The following is a 16,561-nucleotide window of genomic DNA, read 5'->3' as shown; positions in this document are numbered from 1 at the left end:
ATGCCCAACTCGCATGATCGGCCTTGACGTTGACGGGCAATCAGGTCTAGAACTCTCCCTGTTTCCTTCGGGTCCGTGGCGCCGGATCCGCCGAGCGGCGTCGACCGCTTCCCGGCCTCTTCGATCACCGCTCCGATCAGTGGCGTTGGCACGGTCGCTTCCCCCCAGGGACCGTGCCCGCACGCCTGTGACCGGCCCGGCCGGAGGCCTAACCCCCCCAGGCTTTCGGCCGGTGTCCGGCCTGACCGCTGTTGCCGGCCCGTCACGTACGGAGAAGGCGTGACGAGCCGGCAACGGCCGGCGCCGCATTCGCGCCCCTTCGCGCAAGTCCCCCCAATCAACGCAAGTCCCCCAAGAAAGAGGCAACCCGCATGCGTACGCGATCCCTCCTCGCCCTCGCCGGTACCGTCGTCGCCCTCTCGGTCGCCGCCACCGTTCCGGCCTCCGCCGACGGCGCCGTGCTGACCACGGGCAGCGCCGGCGGCACCGCCGTCGCGGTCGGCGACACCCTCAGCGCCTCGCTGGCCAGCGGCACCACCGCCACCCTCTACTCCAGCGCCACCAGCACCAGCGGCATCACCTGTGCGGCCTCGACCTTCACCGCGACGGTCACCGACAACCCGGCCGCCCCCGGCACCGCCACCGAGTCGGCCACCGCGCAGACCTTCGGCAGCTGCACCAGCAACGTGACCGGTGTGACCGGCGTCTCCAGCATCACGGTCGACAACATGCCGTACACCACCACGGTCGCCTCCGACGGCTCGGTCACGGTCACCCCGCCGAGCGGCTCGGCCATCCAGACCACCGTCAAGCTGAAGACCCTGCTGGGCAGCGTCACCTGTGTCTACCAGGCCCCCAGCCTGACCGGCACCAGCTCCAACACCGACAACAGCCTCGCCTTCAGCAACCAGGCGTTCACGAAGACCTCCGGCTCGATCCTCTGCCCCTCCGCCGGCTCCTTCACCGCCAAGTACGCCCCGGTCACCGACAACGGCGCCGCCGTCTTCGTCAACTGACCTCGTAACAAAGGCCGTCAGCGTCGACGCAGACGCGAGGCCAGGGCGGCGCCGCCGGTGAGCACCAGCACCGCGGCGGCGCCGCCCGCCAGCAGTGGCGCCGACGGGCCCGCACCGGGGTCCGTGTCGGAGGCCACGGGAGTGCCGTCGGCGGCGGCGGTCCCGGTCTTTGGGGAGACCGGGGGTGCCGCCGCCGTCCGCTGTGCGCGGGCGGCGGCGCTCGCCGAGGTGCCGGGATCCGGCGTTCCGGCCGGCCGCGGCTTCGCGCTCGCCGTCGCCGTGCCGTCCTGCCGCCCGTCCTTCCCCTTCCCCGCGCTCTTCCCGGCGGCCTTCTTCGTGAACACCACGTCGGAGCACGAGTAGTAGGTGTCCGGCGTGCTGCTGGTCTGCCAGATCGTGTACAGCACCTGCCGGCCCGTCCGGTCGGCGGGCAGCGTCGCGCCGAAGTGGTACGCCCCGTTCGTCAGCGGCGGGTCCTTGAACTCCGCGAAGGGCTGCGCGGGCAGTGCGGACCACGTCAGCGGTTTCGCCGGGTCGTAGCCCTGCTTGGTCAGATACAGCTTGAACGTGCCGGAGTGCGCGATCGTCGCGGCGTACGTCATCGTGACCCGGCCGCCCGGAGCCAGTTGGGTCGCGGGCCAGTCCGCGCGCGCCAGGTCGAGCCCCTTGTACGCCGGCAGACCGCCGCCGCACAACCTGCCGTCCGGAATCACCTGCCGGTCCCGGCCGTCGACGCCCGCGACCCGCACGTCGTCCCACGCGACGAAGTCCTGCCCGCTCGCCGCGGTCGCCGCCTTGCAGGCCGCCGTCGAGGCGCTGCCGCCGCTGGGGGAGCAGGCATAGGCCCGGCTGGCGGGATAGGTGGGCGCGCCGTGCGCCTGGGCGGACCCCGCCGCCCACGACAGGAGCAGCACCGGGGCCGTCGCGGCGGCTGCCGTGATTCTCAGGCGGGCGGTCGTCCGAGTCATCGGGAGGTCTCCTCGGCGGGCGCGGGTAGGGGGACTGCCGGGGTGAGTACGGGAATCGGGGCCGCACTGTTCAGTGCGGTTGATCACAGGGCCGGTCGAAGTGTGCTGCACCGAGCGGCTCGTCCGTTTTGCTGGCCTTCCAGGCGTCGTTGAGAACCGACCGTCCGGCTCGTATCGTGGTGATCACCGATGGCCGTCCGGCCGCCCGCGTCGCTTCCGGAAGGCGGCGCGAGCACAAGGGAGGCGCGTGTTCTGATCTCGTCCGTTCGCGCGCCGCGGGCCTTGTTCGCGTGGTCGCACGCGTGAGTGGCACGAGTGCGTCATCAAGCTCCGCACAGTCGCCTCCCGCTGCCGCACCGTGAGTTATCGTGTGCACGGGGTAAAAAACAAACCGCATGCCCCGTCGGTTTGGGAACCGTGAAGCAGTGCAGCCGTGAAGTCATGAAGTCGTGGAGCCGTGAAGGAGCGTCGAGGCGATGGCGAGGCAGTTACGCGCGGAGCAGACCCGCGCCACGATCATCACCGCCGCCGCCGACCTCTTCGACCGGCACGGCTATGAATCCACCAGCCTGAGCGAGATCGTCGAGCACGCGAAGGTCACCAAGGGGGCGCTCTACTTCCACTTCGCCGCCAAGGAGGACCTGGCGCACGCCATCATGGAGCTCCAGTCCCGTACCTCCAGCCAGTTGGTGCGGGAGATGGACAGCCGCGGCTACTCCTCGTTGGAAGCCCTGATGCGCACCACGTTCGCGATCGCCCGGCTCGCCGTCGACGGCCCGATCCCGCGCGCCGGCCTGCGCCTCGCCACCGCGGACGTCACCGTACGGCCGCCGCTCAGGCACCCGTTCACCGAGTGGCTGGAGTTCGCCACCCGCAAACTCATGGGCGCCGTCAAGGAGTCCGACGTCCACCCGGACATCGACGTCGGCGCGGTCGCGCACTCCCTGATCTGCTTCTTCGTCGGGACCCGGGTCGCCGGCCGCCACCTGGAGCCGGCGGGGCGGCTCCCGCGCAGGGTCGCCGAGATGTGGTACCTGATGATCCGCGGCCTGGTCCCGGTGCACCGGCGCGCCCGCTATCTGACCCTCGCCACCCAGCTGGAGCGCGAGATCAGAACGGCGTGACGGACGGCGTGACAGGTGTTCCGCGGTCCGGCGGAGCCGGGCGGCCCGCGCGATAGCGTGGCGCCCATGCCCGACTCCGCCGAACCGCCCGTGATCCTCGGTACCACCGGCCCCTTCCCGCACAGCGTGCTGGCCGAACGGCACCCCGCGATCATCCGCCAGGTGCGGGACGCCTTCCCGTACGGCCCCGCACAGCACCGCGCCCTCGACGCGCTGCTGCACAACTGCACCGAGGGCGTGATCGAACCCCTGGCCGGTGACACCGGCGGCTGGCGCGACTGGGGTCTGGGCACCTACGTCGGCCGGTCCTGGTTCGACGTGCCGTGGCTGTGGTCCGAGAGCTACTTCTACCGCCGGCTCCTGGACGCCGTCGGTTACTTCGCCCCCGGCCCCTGGCACGGCATCGACCCGTTCCGCCCGTTCAAGCTCGCCGAACTCGACGCCAAGGAGACCGACGAGGAACTGGCCGCGCTCGACGACCTCGGCGACGACCCGGACCGCGCCCTGCTGCACGGCTCGCTCTGGGGCAACCGCGCCGACCTCGGCTTCCGGCTCTCCGCCGCCGAGTCGGGCGAGGCCGTCGACGCCCTGGTCGCCGACGACAGCGCCGCCCTGTGGCCACTGCTCCACGGCGGCACCCTGTGCCTGGTCGCCGACAACGCGGGCCGCGAACTCGTCCCCGACCTGCTGCTGATCGCCCACCTCCTGGACACCGGCCGCGTCGGACGCGCCGTCCTGCACGTCAAGCCCGGTCCGTACTACGTCTCCGACGCCACGACCGCCGACGTGCTCGACGCCCTGCGCAGGCTCACCGCCGCCCCTGGCGCCGTCGCCGGGTACGGCCGTACCCTCTGGTCGGCGATGGCCGACGGGCGCCTCACCGTGCGCGCCCACCCCTTCTCCTGTGCCCCGCTGCCGTACGCCGAGATGCCCGGCGACCTGCGCGCCGAGTTCGCCGCGGCCACGTTGACGATCTTCAAGGGCGACCTCAACTACCGTCGTCTGGTGGGCGACCGGCTCTGGCCGCCGACCACTCCCTTCGCCGACGTCACCGCCTGGTTCCCGGGCCCCGTGGCCGCGCTGCGCACCCTCAAGTCCGATGTGGTCACCGGGCTCTCCGCCGGCACCGAGGCGGCCCTGGACGCGGCCGAGGAGCACTGGCGCACGGCCGGCACCCATGCCCTGATCCAGGTCAACCCAGGTGGACCGGCAGCGTCTTGAGCCCGTTGATGAAGTTCGAGACGAGTCGCACGGCGGGACCGGCGGGCTTCAGGACGGGCGGCGCCTGCGCATAGAGCGCGCGCAGCTGGAGCCGGGCGAAGTGGGCGCCCAGGCAGACGTGCGGTCCGTCCCCGAAGGACACGTGCGGGTTCGGCGTCCGGGTGAGGTCGAGCCGGTCGGGCTCGGCGAAGGCCCGCTCGTCACGGTTGGCCGAGGCGTGCAGGACGACCACCTTGTCGCCCTTCGCGATGCGCCGCCCGCCCAGCTCGGTGTCCCGGGCGGCGGTGCGGCGGAAGGTCAGCACCGGGGGATGCCAGCGCAGCAACTCCTCCACGGCACTGTCCGCTCCGGCCTCGCCGGTGCGCAACAGGCGGTACGACTCAGGGTGTCCGGCCAGCGCCAGCAGTCCGCCGGGGGCGGCCGAGCGCACCGTGTCGTTGCCCGCGACCGTCAGCAGGAAGAAGAACATCTCCAGTTCACCGTCGGCGAGTTCGGCGGTGGGGGCACCTCCCGGTTCGAGCGAAGCCGAGAACTGGGGGAGGGCGAGGGCCGTCATGACGTCGTCGGCCGGGTTGCGGCGTTTGTGGGCGGCGAGTTGCCGGGCGTAGCCGAACATGTCCCGCAGCATCGCGGGCGACCGCGGATTCACCGGCCGGCCCTCGCCGTCGAGCATCCCGGGTCCGGCCTCGTCCGGGTCCTGGTAGCCGATCACCCGCCGGGTCCAGTGCAGCAGCAGTCCCCGGTCGCTCTCCGGGACCCCCAGCAGATCGGCGAGGTTCAGCAGCGCGTACTCGTCGGTGACGGCGGCGACCAGGTCCACCGTGCCGTCCCCCGCCCGGGCCGACTCCAGGGCCCGGGCGAACAGGGTGCGCGCCCGCTCCCGTACCACCGTCCCGAACCGCTCGACCCGCCCGGGTGTGAAGGCGCGGCTCACCGTCCGGCGCAACCGCCCGTGGTCCGGCGGATCCTGGTTGAGCATCATGCGCCGGATGAACGGCAGGTCCTCCGGATCAGGATCCCGGATCTGGGTCGCGCCGAGACACGACGAGTACGTTCCCGGGTCCTTGAGCACGCGCACCACGTCCACATGCCGTGCCACCGCCCAGAACCCCGGCCCCGCCGGCCATCCCAGCACCTCCGGCTCGCGCTGTCAGGCCACCGGATGGTGGTCGCGCAGGACGCGGTAGTCCGCGTACGGCACGGCGGCCGCGTAGCGGCGCGGATCGAAGACATCGGGGACGGGCGGGGCCGCACCGCCATCGGCAGAGGTGGTCATGCGACCACGGTGGCCCGTGCTGCGGGACCGGGCAAGACGGCCTGACGACGGCGCAGGCGAGGGCCGAACGCCACGCCGGCCGGGCGGAGTTCCCGGATCGGGCCGCTGTTCACGCGATGGTGTGATCATGTGTTGCGCGGTGGATGGCGTCCGCGACGTGCGGGTAGGGCCCGGCCATGACGCAGCCGTTCGAACTCCCGCACTTCTACATGCCGTATCCCGCGCGGCTCAACCCGCATCTGGAGGAGGCCCGGGCCCATTCCACCGAGTGGGCCCGCGCGATGGGCATGCTGGAGGGTTCCGGGATCTGGACCCGGGCAGACCTGGAGGCACACGACTACGGCCTGCTGTGCGGCTACACCCACCCCGACTGCGACGGCCCGGCCCTCTCGTTGATCACCGACTGGTACGTGTGGGTGTTCTTCTTCGACGACCACTTCCTCGACAGGTACAAGCGCACCCAGGACCGCGCCGCCGGCAAGGCCCATCTCGACCGCCTCCCGCTGTTCATGCCGCTCGATCCCGCGACGCCCGTGCCTCGGCCGCGGAACCCGGTCGAGGCGGGCCTCGCCGACCTGTGGGCGCGCACCGTGCCCTCGATGTCGGCCGACTGGCGGCGCCGCTTCGCGGTCGCCACCGAGAACCTGCTGAACGAGTCGATGTGGGAGCTGTCCAACATCAACGAGGGGCGGATCGCCAACCCCGTCGAGTACATCGAGATGCGCCGCAAGGTCGGCGGCGCCCCCTGGTCCGCGGGGCTGGTCGAGTACGCGACGGCCGAGGTGCCCGCGACCGTGGCCGGCTCGCGGCCGCTGAGGGTGCTGATGGAGACCTTCGCCGACGCCGTCCACCTGCGCAACGACCTGTTCTCCTACCAGCGCGAGGTCGAGGAGGAGGGCGAGAACAGCAACGGCGTGCTGGTCCTGGAGACGTTCTTCGACTGCACCACCCAGGAGGCCGCCGACACGGTCAACGACATCCTCACCTCCCGCCTCCACCAGTTCGAGCACACCGCCCTCACCGAAGTCCCGGCCCTCGCCGCCGAGAAGGGCCTCGCCCCCGGCCAGGCCGCCGCGATCGCCGCCTACACCAAGGGCCTGCAGGACTGGCAGTCCGGCGGCCACGAATGGCATCTGCGCTCCAGCCGCTACATGAACCAGGGCGCCGTCCCCTCCTCCCCCTGGCAGCACCTCACCGGCCCCGGCACCTCCGCCGCGGACGTCGGCGCCCTGCTGGCCACGCCCGCCGCGGTGGGGGCACCCCCCACGTCCTTCAGACGGCAGGGGAGGCTGAGCGCCTACTCCCATGTGCCTTTCCAGCAGGTCGGCCCCTCCCTCCTGCCCGACTTCCACATGCCGTACGAGGTCGAGGTCAGCCCGCACCTCGACGCCGCCCGGCCCCGGCTGACCGCCTGGATGCACGGCACCGGCATGCTGTCCGAGGGCGTCTGGGACGAGGACCGGCTGGCCGCGTGTGACCTGGTGCTCTGCTCCGCGGGACTCGACCCCGACGCCACCCCCGAGGAACTCGACCTCAGCGCCCGGTGGCTGGCCTGGGGCACCTATGCCGACGACTACTACCCCCTCTGCTTCGGTACCCGGCGTGACCTGGCCGGCGCCCGGCTCGCCACCGCCCGCCTCTCGGCCTGCATGCCCCTCGCCGGCGAGCCCGTGCCGGTGCCGGCCACCGGTATGGAACGCGGCCTGACCGACCTGTGGGCCCGCACCACCACCGGGATGAGCCCCGAGGACCGGCTCGCCCTCAAGCAGTCCGTCGACAGGATGACCGAGAGCTGGCTCTGGGAGATGTCCAACCAGCTCCAGCACCGCATCCCCGACCCGGTCGACTACCTGGAGATGCGCAGGGCCACCTTCGGCTCCGACCTCACCCTGAGCCTGGCCCGCCGCGGCCGCGGCCCCGCGATCCCGCCCGAGGTGTACCGCAGCGGCCCGGTGCGCTCCCTGGAGAACGCCGCCATCGACTACGGCATGCTCGTCAACGACGTCTTCTCCTACCAGAAGGAGATCCAGTACGAGGGCGAGCTGCACAACGCCGTCCTCGTCGTCCAGAACTTCTTCGGCGTCGACTACCCGACCGCACTCCACGTCGTCCACGACCTGATGACCCAGCGGATGCGGCAGTTCGAACACGTCGTGGCGAGTGAACTCCCGGTGGTGTACGACGACTTCGAGCTGACCGCCGAGGCGCGCAAGGCCATGGACGCCTACGTGCGCGACCTGCAGAACTGGATGGCCGGCATCCTGAACTGGCATCGGCGCGTCGACCGCTACCAGGCGGACCACCTCGCCCGCCGGGTCCACGGCTTCCTTCCCGACCGCCCGCCGCTCGCGCCGTCGCTGCCGGTCCGCTGACGGCGCTCATCGCGCGGGTTCCTACCGGAGGGAGGTGTGCAGAGCCCGGGCCCGCTCGGCCTGGGGCAGGTCGCCCAGCCGCTCGAACTCCGCGGCCAGCCAGAGCAGCGGCGACAGGTCGAGGTCCTTTCCGCCGCCGGGCCGGAGCAGCATGCCCTGGTCCATGTATATCTCGTCCAGCCGGCGGAGCAGCGCCACCCGGGCGAGCTCGGTCATCCCCTGCTCGGCCGCCAGCCGGGTCCAGGTCGACAGCGGCTCGTCGGCCGGGTCGCCGGGCACCTCGTGCCGCACCGACTCCCACAGGGGCGGCCGGGGGTGCGGATCGAGCAGGTCGTAGGCGCAGCCCTCGTCCGCGTTCAGCAGGAGGAAGTCGGGCTCGGTGCGCAGCAGGGCGGCGTGCAGCATGCCGAGCAGTTCGACGGGGGAGCGGTCGGGCAGGCCCAGGGCGGCGCGGAGTTCGGCGCGCTCGGCGTCGATGCCGTGGTACTCGCGGATCTCGTCCTCGATCCCGGCCACGCGCGCGAGGATCGCCGCCTCGCCGTCCGCCGGCGTCAGGTCCAGACAGTCGCGCCAGCCCGGCAGGCCGATCATGATCTCCAGCGCCTCGTCGACGGACGACCCAGTGATCCCGGCCGAGCCCTCCGAGTCCGCGTACAGCAACGAGCCGTCCCCGCACACGAAGTACGTGCCGCCGGTGTCGCAGCCCGCCACCGCCGCCAGAGAACCACCGGAGGCGAGGCGGACCGGCTCCACGTGGCCGTCGGCGGCCCGGTCCAGGTCGAAGCCGAAGGGAAACGCCGCCAGTTCGGCCAGACGGCGGTGCTGCCGGAGCAGCCGCAGGCAGTGATCGGTCATGTCACAGAACGTAACAGCCGCCACTGACAACGACCCCCGGCCGGGACGAGTGAGGGTGAAGGATTCCCGCCGCTGCCCCAGGGCCAGTCTCACTCGTTCGTGGCTCGTCGCGCCCGCGCGCGCCGGGTAGGGCTCGGGGTGGAGGCGAACCATGGAACAGACCGCATTGCGTCCCAAGCCCATCCCAGGTCAGGACCGCCGGAACGGCCCCCCAGCCGATCCCGCCCGGCGCCCGCGCGCCGCGCGTCGCCGCGCCGGCCGTATCAGCACCCTGCTGTTCGTGACGTTCGTCGGCACGGTCCTGGTGCTGTCCGGGGTGGGGCTGGGCACGGTGGGCGCGACCGTGATCGGCATGAGCAGACTGGCGGACCTGCGGCACCAGGCCCCGCCGACGGCACCGAGCCCCGCGCCCCCGGCCACCCCCGCCCCGTCGCCGACGGCAGCCGCGGCCCTGGGCGTGGAGGCGGTGGACGCCGAGAAGGCGGGCGCGCTGGTGGTGGGGGTCCACGTACCGGGCCCCGGCTACTCGGCGGGGCTGGTGCGCGGCGACATCCTGCTCCAGTTCGGAGCCCGCCGGATCGACGGCGCCGCCGACCTGGCCCGAGCGGTCGCCGACGCCCGGCCGGGGAACGCTGCGAAGCTGACGGTGCGGCACGCGAGCGGGGGGTACCAGCAGCTGACCGTGGTGCCGGGCGTCGTCACTTGAGAACATCCGCAGGGACGCGCCCCGGAGGGGCGCGGGGCGGTACCGACGTGCGGCTCCGCCGCGTGGGCGCGACCGGCCACGCCCCCGAACCGGCAACACCGCCGGGCCCCACGGCGGCGGCTCTGCCCAAACCGGCTCGCGCGGCCCCGCCGCACCCGGCAGGATGCATGCCGAGGCGCGGAACCAGCCCCGTCACCCGCGCAAGGAGGCCCTGGATGACCGGCACCACCCCCGCCGCCCCCTTCACCGCCGGCGACTACCGGTCCCGCATGACGCGCGCGGCGCGCACCGCCGCGGACGCCGGCCTCGCCGGTCTCCTCGTCGCCCCCGGCCCCGACATGGTGTGGCTCACCGGCTACACCCCCACCGCGGTCACCGAACGGCTCACCCTGCTCGTCCTGGCCCCCGGCAGGGACCCCGTGCTGGTCGTCCCCACCCTGGAAGCCCCCGACGCCGAGAAGGCCGCAGGCGCGGCCGTGCTGACCCTGCGGGACTGGACCGACGGCACGGACCCCTACGCCATGACCGCGGACCTCCTCGCCGAGGACGGCCGGTTCGGTATCAGCGACAACGCCTGGGCCATGCACCTGCTGGGCCTGCAGAAGACACTCCCCGGCACCTCCTACGCCTCCCTCACCGACGCGCTGCCCATGCTCCGCGCCGTGAAGGACCCGGCCGAACTCGAACTCCTCGCCGCCGCCGGCGCGGCCGCCGACGCGACGTTCGAGGAGATCCGCAAGGTTCCCTTCGCCGGCCGCCGCGAGTCCGACGTCGGCCACGACCTCGCCGACCTGCTGCGCCGCTTCGGCCACGAGCAGGTCGACTTCACCATCGTCGGCTCCGGGCCGAACGGCGCCAACCCGCACCACGAGGTCGGCGACCGGGTCCTCCAGGACGGCGACATGGTCGTGCTCGACTTCGGCGGCCTCAAGGACGGCTACGGCTCCGACACCACCCGCACCGTGCACGTGGGCCCGCCGACCGCCGAGGAGCGCGAGGTGCACGACATCGTGCGCGCCGCCCAGGAGGCCGGCTTCCGGGCGGTGCGCCCCGGCGCCGCCTGCCAGGAGGTCGACCGGGCCGCCCGCGCGGTCATCACCGACGCCGGGTACGGCGAGTTCTTCATCCACCGCACCGGGCACGGCATCGGCGTCACCACGCACGAGCCGCCGTACATGATCGAGGGTGAGGAACAGCCGCTCGTGCCCGGGATGTGCTTCTCCGTGGAGCCCGGCATCTACCTGCCCGGCCGCTTCGGAGTGCGGATCGAGGACATCGTCACGGTGACCGGGGACGGCGGCCGTCGTTTCAACAACACCACCCGCGAGATGGTCATCGTGAGCTGACCGACCCGGCCCGCCACCACCTGCCCGCCCCTATCCCACCCCGAACGGCAACGGCGCGATCCATGACCAAGCCACCGACTCCCACCGCGGACACCGTCCGCCGACTGGTCCGCTCGCTGCTCAAGGAGGGCGCGGGCGACACCTCGGGCCCCGAGGCGCGGCCCGTCACGGCGGGCGGTGAGCACTCCACCTGGTGGGTCGGCACCCGCCATGTGCTGCGCCTCGCCCCCGACCGGGACGCCGCCGTCCGCCAGCGCCGCGAACTGCGCCTGCGCGACCTGACGCGGCCGCACCTGCCGGTCGCCGTCCCGGCCAGCGTGGCGCACGGCGAGTGGGCACCGGGGCTGACGTACACGCTGGACACCGTGATCCCCGGCGGTACGGCCGAGGAGCACGACGTCTCCGCGGTCGGCGAGGCGGACCTGGCCGGGCTGCTCACCGGACTGCGCGAAGTGCCCGTACGGCAGGCCGAGACACTCGGCGTGCCGCGCACCCCGCCGCGTTCCCTGGAGGCGCTGCGCCGCATGGCGGTGCCCGCCGCCGAACGCCTCGCCGCCGCCGACGAGTTCGATCCCGCACGCCTGCTCCAGCTGACCCATCCGGTCGCCGCCCAGCTCGCCGCCCAGCCCGGTACCGCCGTGCTGACCCACCACGACCTCAAGGGCGAGCACCTGGTGGTCAGCGCCGACGGCAGGGTGCGCGGCGTTCTCGACTGGACCGACGCGGTGGTGGGCGACCCCGCGGAGGACATCGCCGGGCTCGCCCTCGCGGTCGGCTCCGGCGCGGCCGTCCGCGCGGCCACGCTGGCCGGCTACGGCCCCCGTCCCTGCCTGCGCGGCCTGTGGCTGGCCCGCTGCGACACCGTCATCCGCCTCACCGACCGCCTCGAAGGCCGTGACGACAGCCCCCTGCCGCTGCTGCGCACGCAGCTCCGGCGCGCCTGGGAGACGATCCTGCTGGAGCGGGTGACGGAGCTGCGCGAGGCCCCTGAGGACACCCAGGACACCGACGAGCAGTAGCCGGACGCCCGGTGCCCGACCCGGCCTGGGCGAGCCAGGTCAGGACTGGTCAGGCCTGGGTCAGCACCACGCACGACTCGCCGGGCACCCGCAGCACCCCGTCCGCGTCCGGTGCCCCCACGGTGTCCCACGCGGCCAGGACCTCCACCCGCCCGGTGCCGAGCGGGATCGCGGCCGGTGCCGCGCCCAGGTTCACCGCCACCCGCACATCGCCGCGCCGGAACGCCAGCCAGCGTGCCGTCTCGTCGTAGGCCACCTTGGTGTCGGCGAGATCGGGATCGGTGAGGTCCGGCTGCTCCCGGCGCAGCGCGAGCAGCCTGCGGTACCAGGCCAGCACGCGCGCGTGCGGCTCGCGTTCCGGCTCCGACCAGTCCAGGCAGGACCGCTCCCGGGTCGCCGGGTCCTGCGGATCGGGCACGTCCTCCTCGGCCCACCCGTGCGCCGCGAACTCCCGGCGCCTGCCCCGCCGTACGGCCTCCGCGAGGTCCGGGTCCGTGTGGTCGGTGAAGAACTGCCAGGGGGTGCCGGCCGCCCACTCCTCGCCCATGAACAGCATCGGCGTGAAGGGCGCGGTCAGGGCCAGGGTGGCGGCGCAGGCCAGCAGGCCGGGGGAGAGGGCCGCCGAGAGCCGGTCGCCCTGGGCGCGGTTGCCGACCTGGTCGTGGGTCTGGGTGTAGCCGAGCAGCCGGTGTCCGGCCACCCGCGCGCGGTCCAGCGGGCGGCCGTGCCGGCGGCCGCGGAAGCTGGAGTAGGTGCCGTCGTGGAAGTAGCCGCCGGAGAGCGTCTTGGCGACGGCGGCGAGCGGGGCGCGGGCGAAGTCGGCGTAGTAGCCCTGGGACTCGCCGGTCAGCGCGGCGTGCAGAGCGTGGTGGAAGTCGTCGTTCCACTGCGCGTCCAGGCCCAGCCCGTGCTCCGCGCGCGGGGTGACGACCCGCGGATCGTTCAGGTCGGACTCGCCGATCAGGAACAGCGGACGGCCCGACTCGGCCGCCAGCCCGGCCACGGCCGACGACAGCTCCTCCAGGAAGTGGCACGCGCGCGTGTCGCACAACGCGTGCACCGCGTCCAGGCGCAGCCCGTCGATCCGGTAGTCGCGCAGCCACGCCAGCGCGCTGCCCAGCAGATACGCGCGCACCTCGTCCGACCCGGGCGCGTCCAGGTTGACGGCGGAGCCCCAGGGCGTCTGGTGTGCGTCGGTGAAGTACGGCCCGAACGCGGGCAGGTGGTTGCCGGACGGGCCGAGGTGGTTGTGCACGACGTCCAGGACGACGCCGAGACCGAGTTCGTGCGCCTGGTCGACAAACCGTTTCAGCGCCTCGGGGCCGCCGTACGGCTCGTGCACCGCCCACAGCGAGACCCCCTCGTACCCCCACCCGTGCCGGCCGGGGAACGGGCACAGCGGCATCAGCTCCACGTGCGTGACGCCCAGTTCGCGCAGGTGGCCGAGGCGGGCGGCGGCCGCGTCCAGGGTGCCCTCGGGGGTGTACGTGCCCACGTGCAGCTCGTAGAGCACCGCCCCGGGCAGCGCGCGTCCGGGCCAGGCGGCACGCCACTCGTGGCGGGTGTGGTCGACGACCGCGCTGAGCCCGTCCGGGCCGTCCGGCTGGCGGCGCGAGCGAGGGTCGGGCAGCACAGGACCGTCGCCCAGGGCGAACCCGTACCGCGTGCCGTCCTCGGCGTCCGCCTCCCCGGTCCACCAGCCGGGCCGCTCCGGGTCGCGCCCCAACGCGCGCGTGGCGCCGTCGCAATGGAGCGTCACACGGTCTGCCTGCGGTGCCCACACCTCGAACTGCACGGACGGTCCCCTTCGTCTGGCTCATCGTGAGGTAGTGCGTCCATCGTGCCGCGAAAGCGATCAGTCCGCTTTTGAATCACGGCTTTCCCGGCGGGTGTCGCCGTACGTACGCGCGCGTGGCAGCCGTTTTCCCGTTTTCTGGACACCCGGGGTTCACTCGCTCAGAATCGGCAGCGTGACGTCGTCCTTCGAGTTCCACACCTACCCCGCGCGGCTGTCCGACGCGGAGCGTGACAAGGCGCTGAGTGTGCTGCGTGACGGCGTCGCCATGGGACGTCTGTCGCACGACACGTTCGTGCGCCGCATGGAGCTGGCGCTCGCCGCCCGCCGGGCCGAGGAACTCGCCGCCCTCACCGCCGACCTGCCCCAGGAGAGCCGCTTCGCGCGCGTGCTCTTCGGCACCGTCGAGGCCGTCTCCGGCTTCACCGTACGGCTGCGCCGGGCCTGGCAGGCCGAGCGGCTGCCCAAGCTGCTGCTGCCGCACCCGGGCAACGGCCACCCGCTGCGCATCGGCCGCGACCCCGCCAACGGGCTGCGGCTCAACCACGAGACGGTCTCCCGGGTGCACGCCGAACTCCGCCACCAGGGCGGCCTGTGGGTCCTCAGGGATCTCGGCTCCACCAACGGCACCACCGTGAACGGCCGCCGGGTGACCGGCGCCGCCGTCGTCCGCGAGGGAGACCAGGTCGCCTTCGGCCGGATGGCCTTCCGGCTCGCGGGCGCCTGACCCCCGGGCCGGTCCGTCCCGGCCTGCTGGACAGCTCCCGCGCGGTGGCCGAAAAGTGTTTGTCCGCCGTGGTGTTGACGTACCTCTCAAGTCGTGACTGACTGTGCGTACGCCATGCACACCATGTGAAGCGACGGCACCGCATTGTGGAGGTGTGATCTGCCGCCCCTCCTCCGCTATCCGTCCGTGGACGAGCTGGCCTCGTGGGCGGCCGCGCTGGTCGCCGACCGCCCCCGGGACGCCCGGCTGCGCAGGGCCGGGGTCTCCCGTGCGGGCACCCCGATGTGGCTGCTTTCCATCGGTCACGGCACCCGTCACGTCCTCGTCGTCGCGGGCCCGCACGCCAACGAACCCGTCGGCGGTGCCACCGTGCTGCGCCTCGCCGACCGGGTCCTCGCCGACCCGCGGCTCACCGAGGACGCCGACGTCACCTGGAACCTGCTGCTGTGCCTGGACCCCGACGGCTCCCGCCGCAACGAGGGCTGGCTGGCCGGCCCGTACACCCTGGGCCACTACTTCCGGAACTTCTTCCGGCCCGGCTTCCTGGAGCAGCCCGAGTGGCTTCCCGGCGGGGCGGAGGCCGTCGCGCTGCCCGAGACCCGGGCACTGCTCGGCCTCCAGGACGAGCTGCGGCCCTTCCTGCAGTGCTCGCTGCACGGCGTGGACGTCGGCGGCGGCTTCGTCGAGCTGACCCGCGACCTGCCGGGCCTCGACCGGCGCCTCGCGCACATCGCGACCGGGCTCGGCATCCCCCGCGAACTCGGCGCGTACGACACCCTGTACTGGCCCACCCTGGGCCCGGCCGTCTACCGCGTCCCGCCGCCCCGCCGCGGCGACCTGGCGGCCGCCCTCACCGAGGCCGCCGTCGAGTCCACCTGGTTCCACCCGTACCGGTACGGCACCGTCACCGCGATCGTCGAGGCGCCCATGTGGGGTGTGGCCGCCGTCCAGGACGGCACCCCGCCCGCCGACCGGGACGCGGCGCTGCGCGCGGTCAGCCGGACCCTGCGGCACGACACGGACCTCTTGGACGATGTCCTGACCCGGGTCCGGCCGCAGCTGGCGGCGGCGCCGGACGCGGCCCGGCTGTTCGCGCCGGTCGACGACTACCTGCTGGTCTGCCCCGGCCTGGCCGACGCCTGGGACCCCGACAAGGACGCCGGCAGCGCCCGCCCGCTGCCCCCGCTCAGCTCCGCCCGGCTGGCCGCCCTGCGCATCGCCGGGCGCCGGCTGGTCCTGCGCGCCGCCGGGCTGCTGCACCAGCTCCTGCGCAGCACCGGGCACGACCCGGCCGCCGCCCTGCCCGACCTGGACCGGCTGATCGACGCCTGGTGCGCGGACTACCGCGACGCCCTCGGCGCGCGATGGATCCCGGTCGCACGCCAGGCCGAGTACCAGACACGCGTGGTCCTGAGCGCGTTCGAACTCGCGCACCGCCAGGCGCGCGCACGTGCCCGATCGGGTGAGCCGGGCTGGGGAACCGAGCCCGTCGTGCCGATGCACGGGGAATGACGCATCTCAGCAAGGCCGCAGCGGCCGCCGGGGTCCTGCTGGCGGCCGCCGCCCTGCTCACGTCCGGCCCGGCCCAGGCCGCGCCGGACGTGACGCGCGACGGCGACTACCTGTACCTGACCGTCACCACGGGCGACGGCCACTTTGACGACACACGCGTCACGTTGCTGCTGTGCGACCCGCCCCAGGGGCACTCCCGCGCGGCCGAGGCCTGCGCCCGGCTCGACGCGGTGGGCGGTGACATCGCCCGCATCCCCCCGGCCAGGGGCGCGATGTGCCCGATGATCTACGCCCCGGTGACCGCTCAGGCACGCGGGCAGTGGAACGGCCGGCCGATCGAGTACCGCGAGACGTTCGCGAACTCCTGCCAACTGGCGGCCCGGACCGGCCCGGTCTTCGCCCTCGACGGCTGAGCCGGGGGCGGCGGGCGGGCACCGGGCAGCCCCAGGACCGCACGGCGCCTTCGCCTGCACGGCGCCTTCGCCTGCAGGGCGGCTTGGCCTGCACGGCGCCTTCGCCTGCACGGCGCCTTCGCCTGCACGGCGCCTTCGCCTGCACGGCGCCTTCGCCTGCAGGGCGGCTTGGCCTGCACGGCGCCCTCGCCCGCACGCCGCCATTGCCCTC

The 16,561-nt window shown here is 73.4% G+C and carries 13 protein-coding genes and 1 pseudogene; 10 read left to right on the top strand and 4 right to left on the bottom strand.

What is annotated here, in order from left to right:
- The first annotated feature begins 371 nt into the window (after positions 1–371).
- The gene (locus tag LQ326_RS27035) at positions 372–1,016 is read left to right on the top strand and encodes a Tat pathway signal sequence domain protein (RefSeq protein ID WP_234540590.1); all 645 of its coding nucleotides are present in this window, start codon (positions 372–374) and stop codon (positions 1,014–1,016) included.
- Between the two features lie 17 nt (positions 1,017–1,033).
- Here LQ326_RS27035 and LQ326_RS27030 read toward each other — a convergent pair whose 3' ends face one another.
- Positions 1,034–1,984: a lytic polysaccharide monooxygenase auxiliary activity family 9 protein gene (locus tag LQ326_RS27030; RefSeq protein WP_234540587.1), complete on the bottom strand. Its 951-nt coding sequence runs from the start codon at positions 1,982–1,984 to the stop codon at positions 1,034–1,036.
- Positions 1,985–2,460: 476 nt separating this feature from the next.
- Here LQ326_RS27030 and LQ326_RS27025 point away from each other — a divergent pair, with 476 nt between their 5' ends.
- Complete coding sequence (locus tag LQ326_RS27025) at positions 2,461–3,108, top strand: ScbR family autoregulator-binding transcription factor (RefSeq protein WP_234540585.1); 648 nt, start codon at positions 2,461–2,463, stop codon at positions 3,106–3,108.
- 66 nt (positions 3,109–3,174) lie between these two features.
- Positions 3,175–4,329, top strand: coding sequence for a damage-control phosphatase ARMT1 family protein (locus LQ326_RS27020; protein ID WP_234540584.1), 1,155 nt, complete (start codon positions 3,175–3,177; stop codon positions 4,327–4,329).
- Here the strand turns inward: LQ326_RS27020 and LQ326_RS27015 are convergent.
- Positions 4,301–5,605: pseudogene (locus LQ326_RS27015) on the bottom strand (cytochrome P450). The gene LQ326_RS27020 and the pseudogene LQ326_RS27015 sit on opposite strands and share 29 nt — an antisense overlap.
- A gap of 176 nt (positions 5,606–5,781) precedes the next feature.
- On the opposite strand from LQ326_RS27015, the gene cyc2 reads away from it, so the two are divergent.
- Positions 5,782–7,977, top strand: coding sequence for a germacradienol/geosmin synthase Cyc2 (gene cyc2, locus LQ326_RS27010; RefSeq protein ID WP_234540576.1), 2,196 nt, complete (start codon positions 5,782–5,784; stop codon positions 7,975–7,977).
- Positions 7,978–7,998: 21 nt separating this feature from the next.
- Here the strand turns inward: cyc2 and LQ326_RS27005 are convergent, their stop codons facing one another.
- Entirely contained in the window at positions 7,999–8,832 is an 834-nt protein-coding gene (locus LQ326_RS27005; RefSeq protein ID WP_234540570.1) for a hypothetical protein, read from the bottom strand.
- A gap of 151 nt (positions 8,833–8,983) precedes the next feature.
- Between LQ326_RS27005 and LQ326_RS27000 the strand changes: the two genes are divergently transcribed.
- From LQ326_RS27000 to LQ326_RS26990, 3 genes are all read left to right on the top strand, one after another.
- Entirely contained in the window at positions 8,984–9,538 is a 555-nt protein-coding gene (locus tag LQ326_RS27000) for a PDZ domain-containing protein (protein WP_234540568.1), read from the top strand.
- A gap of 215 nt (positions 9,539–9,753) precedes the next feature.
- The gene (locus LQ326_RS26995) at positions 9,754–10,884 is read left to right on the top strand and encodes an aminopeptidase P family protein (RefSeq protein WP_234540563.1); all 1,131 of its coding nucleotides are present in this window, start codon (positions 9,754–9,756) and stop codon (positions 10,882–10,884) included.
- 62 nt (positions 10,885–10,946) lie between these two features.
- Positions 10,947–11,903, top strand: a complete 957-nt coding sequence (locus tag LQ326_RS26990; RefSeq protein WP_234540552.1) for an aminoglycoside phosphotransferase family protein — start codon at positions 10,947–10,949, stop codon at positions 11,901–11,903.
- 49 nt (positions 11,904–11,952) lie between these two features.
- Here the strand turns inward: LQ326_RS26990 and treZ are convergent, their stop codons facing one another.
- Entirely contained in the window at positions 11,953–13,698 is a 1,746-nt protein-coding gene (gene treZ / locus LQ326_RS26985; protein WP_234540551.1) for a malto-oligosyltrehalose trehalohydrolase, read from the bottom strand.
- Positions 13,699–13,873: 175 nt separating this feature from the next.
- On the opposite strand from treZ, the gene LQ326_RS26980 reads away from it, so the two are divergent.
- The 3 genes from LQ326_RS26980 to LQ326_RS26970 all read left to right on the top strand — a co-directional run bounded on the left by LQ326_RS26980 (position 13,874) and on the right by LQ326_RS26970 (position 16,350).
- On the top strand, positions 13,874–14,425 hold the full coding sequence (locus LQ326_RS26980; RefSeq protein WP_234540541.1) for an FHA domain-containing protein: 552 nt from the start codon (positions 13,874–13,876) through the stop codon (positions 14,423–14,425).
- Positions 14,426–14,569: 144 nt separating this feature from the next.
- Positions 14,570–15,937, top strand: coding sequence for a M14 family zinc carboxypeptidase (locus LQ326_RS26975; RefSeq protein WP_234540539.1), 1,368 nt, complete (start codon positions 14,570–14,572; stop codon positions 15,935–15,937).
- A complete protein-coding gene (locus LQ326_RS26970; RefSeq protein WP_234540537.1) occupies positions 15,934–16,350 on the top strand; it encodes an SSI family serine proteinase inhibitor in 417 nt (138 codons plus the stop codon). Before LQ326_RS26975 ends, LQ326_RS26970 begins: the two co-directional genes overlap by 4 nt.
- Positions 16,351–16,561 lie beyond the last annotated feature (211 nt).

This window comes from Streptomyces shenzhenensis (genome assembly GCF_021462265.1).
Classification (GTDB): domain Bacteria; phylum Actinomycetota; class Actinomycetes; order Streptomycetales; family Streptomycetaceae; genus Streptomyces; species Streptomyces shenzhenensis.
The sequence above is the reverse complement of the archived record's forward strand: the minus strand, read 5'-3'. Positions and strand labels throughout refer to the sequence as shown.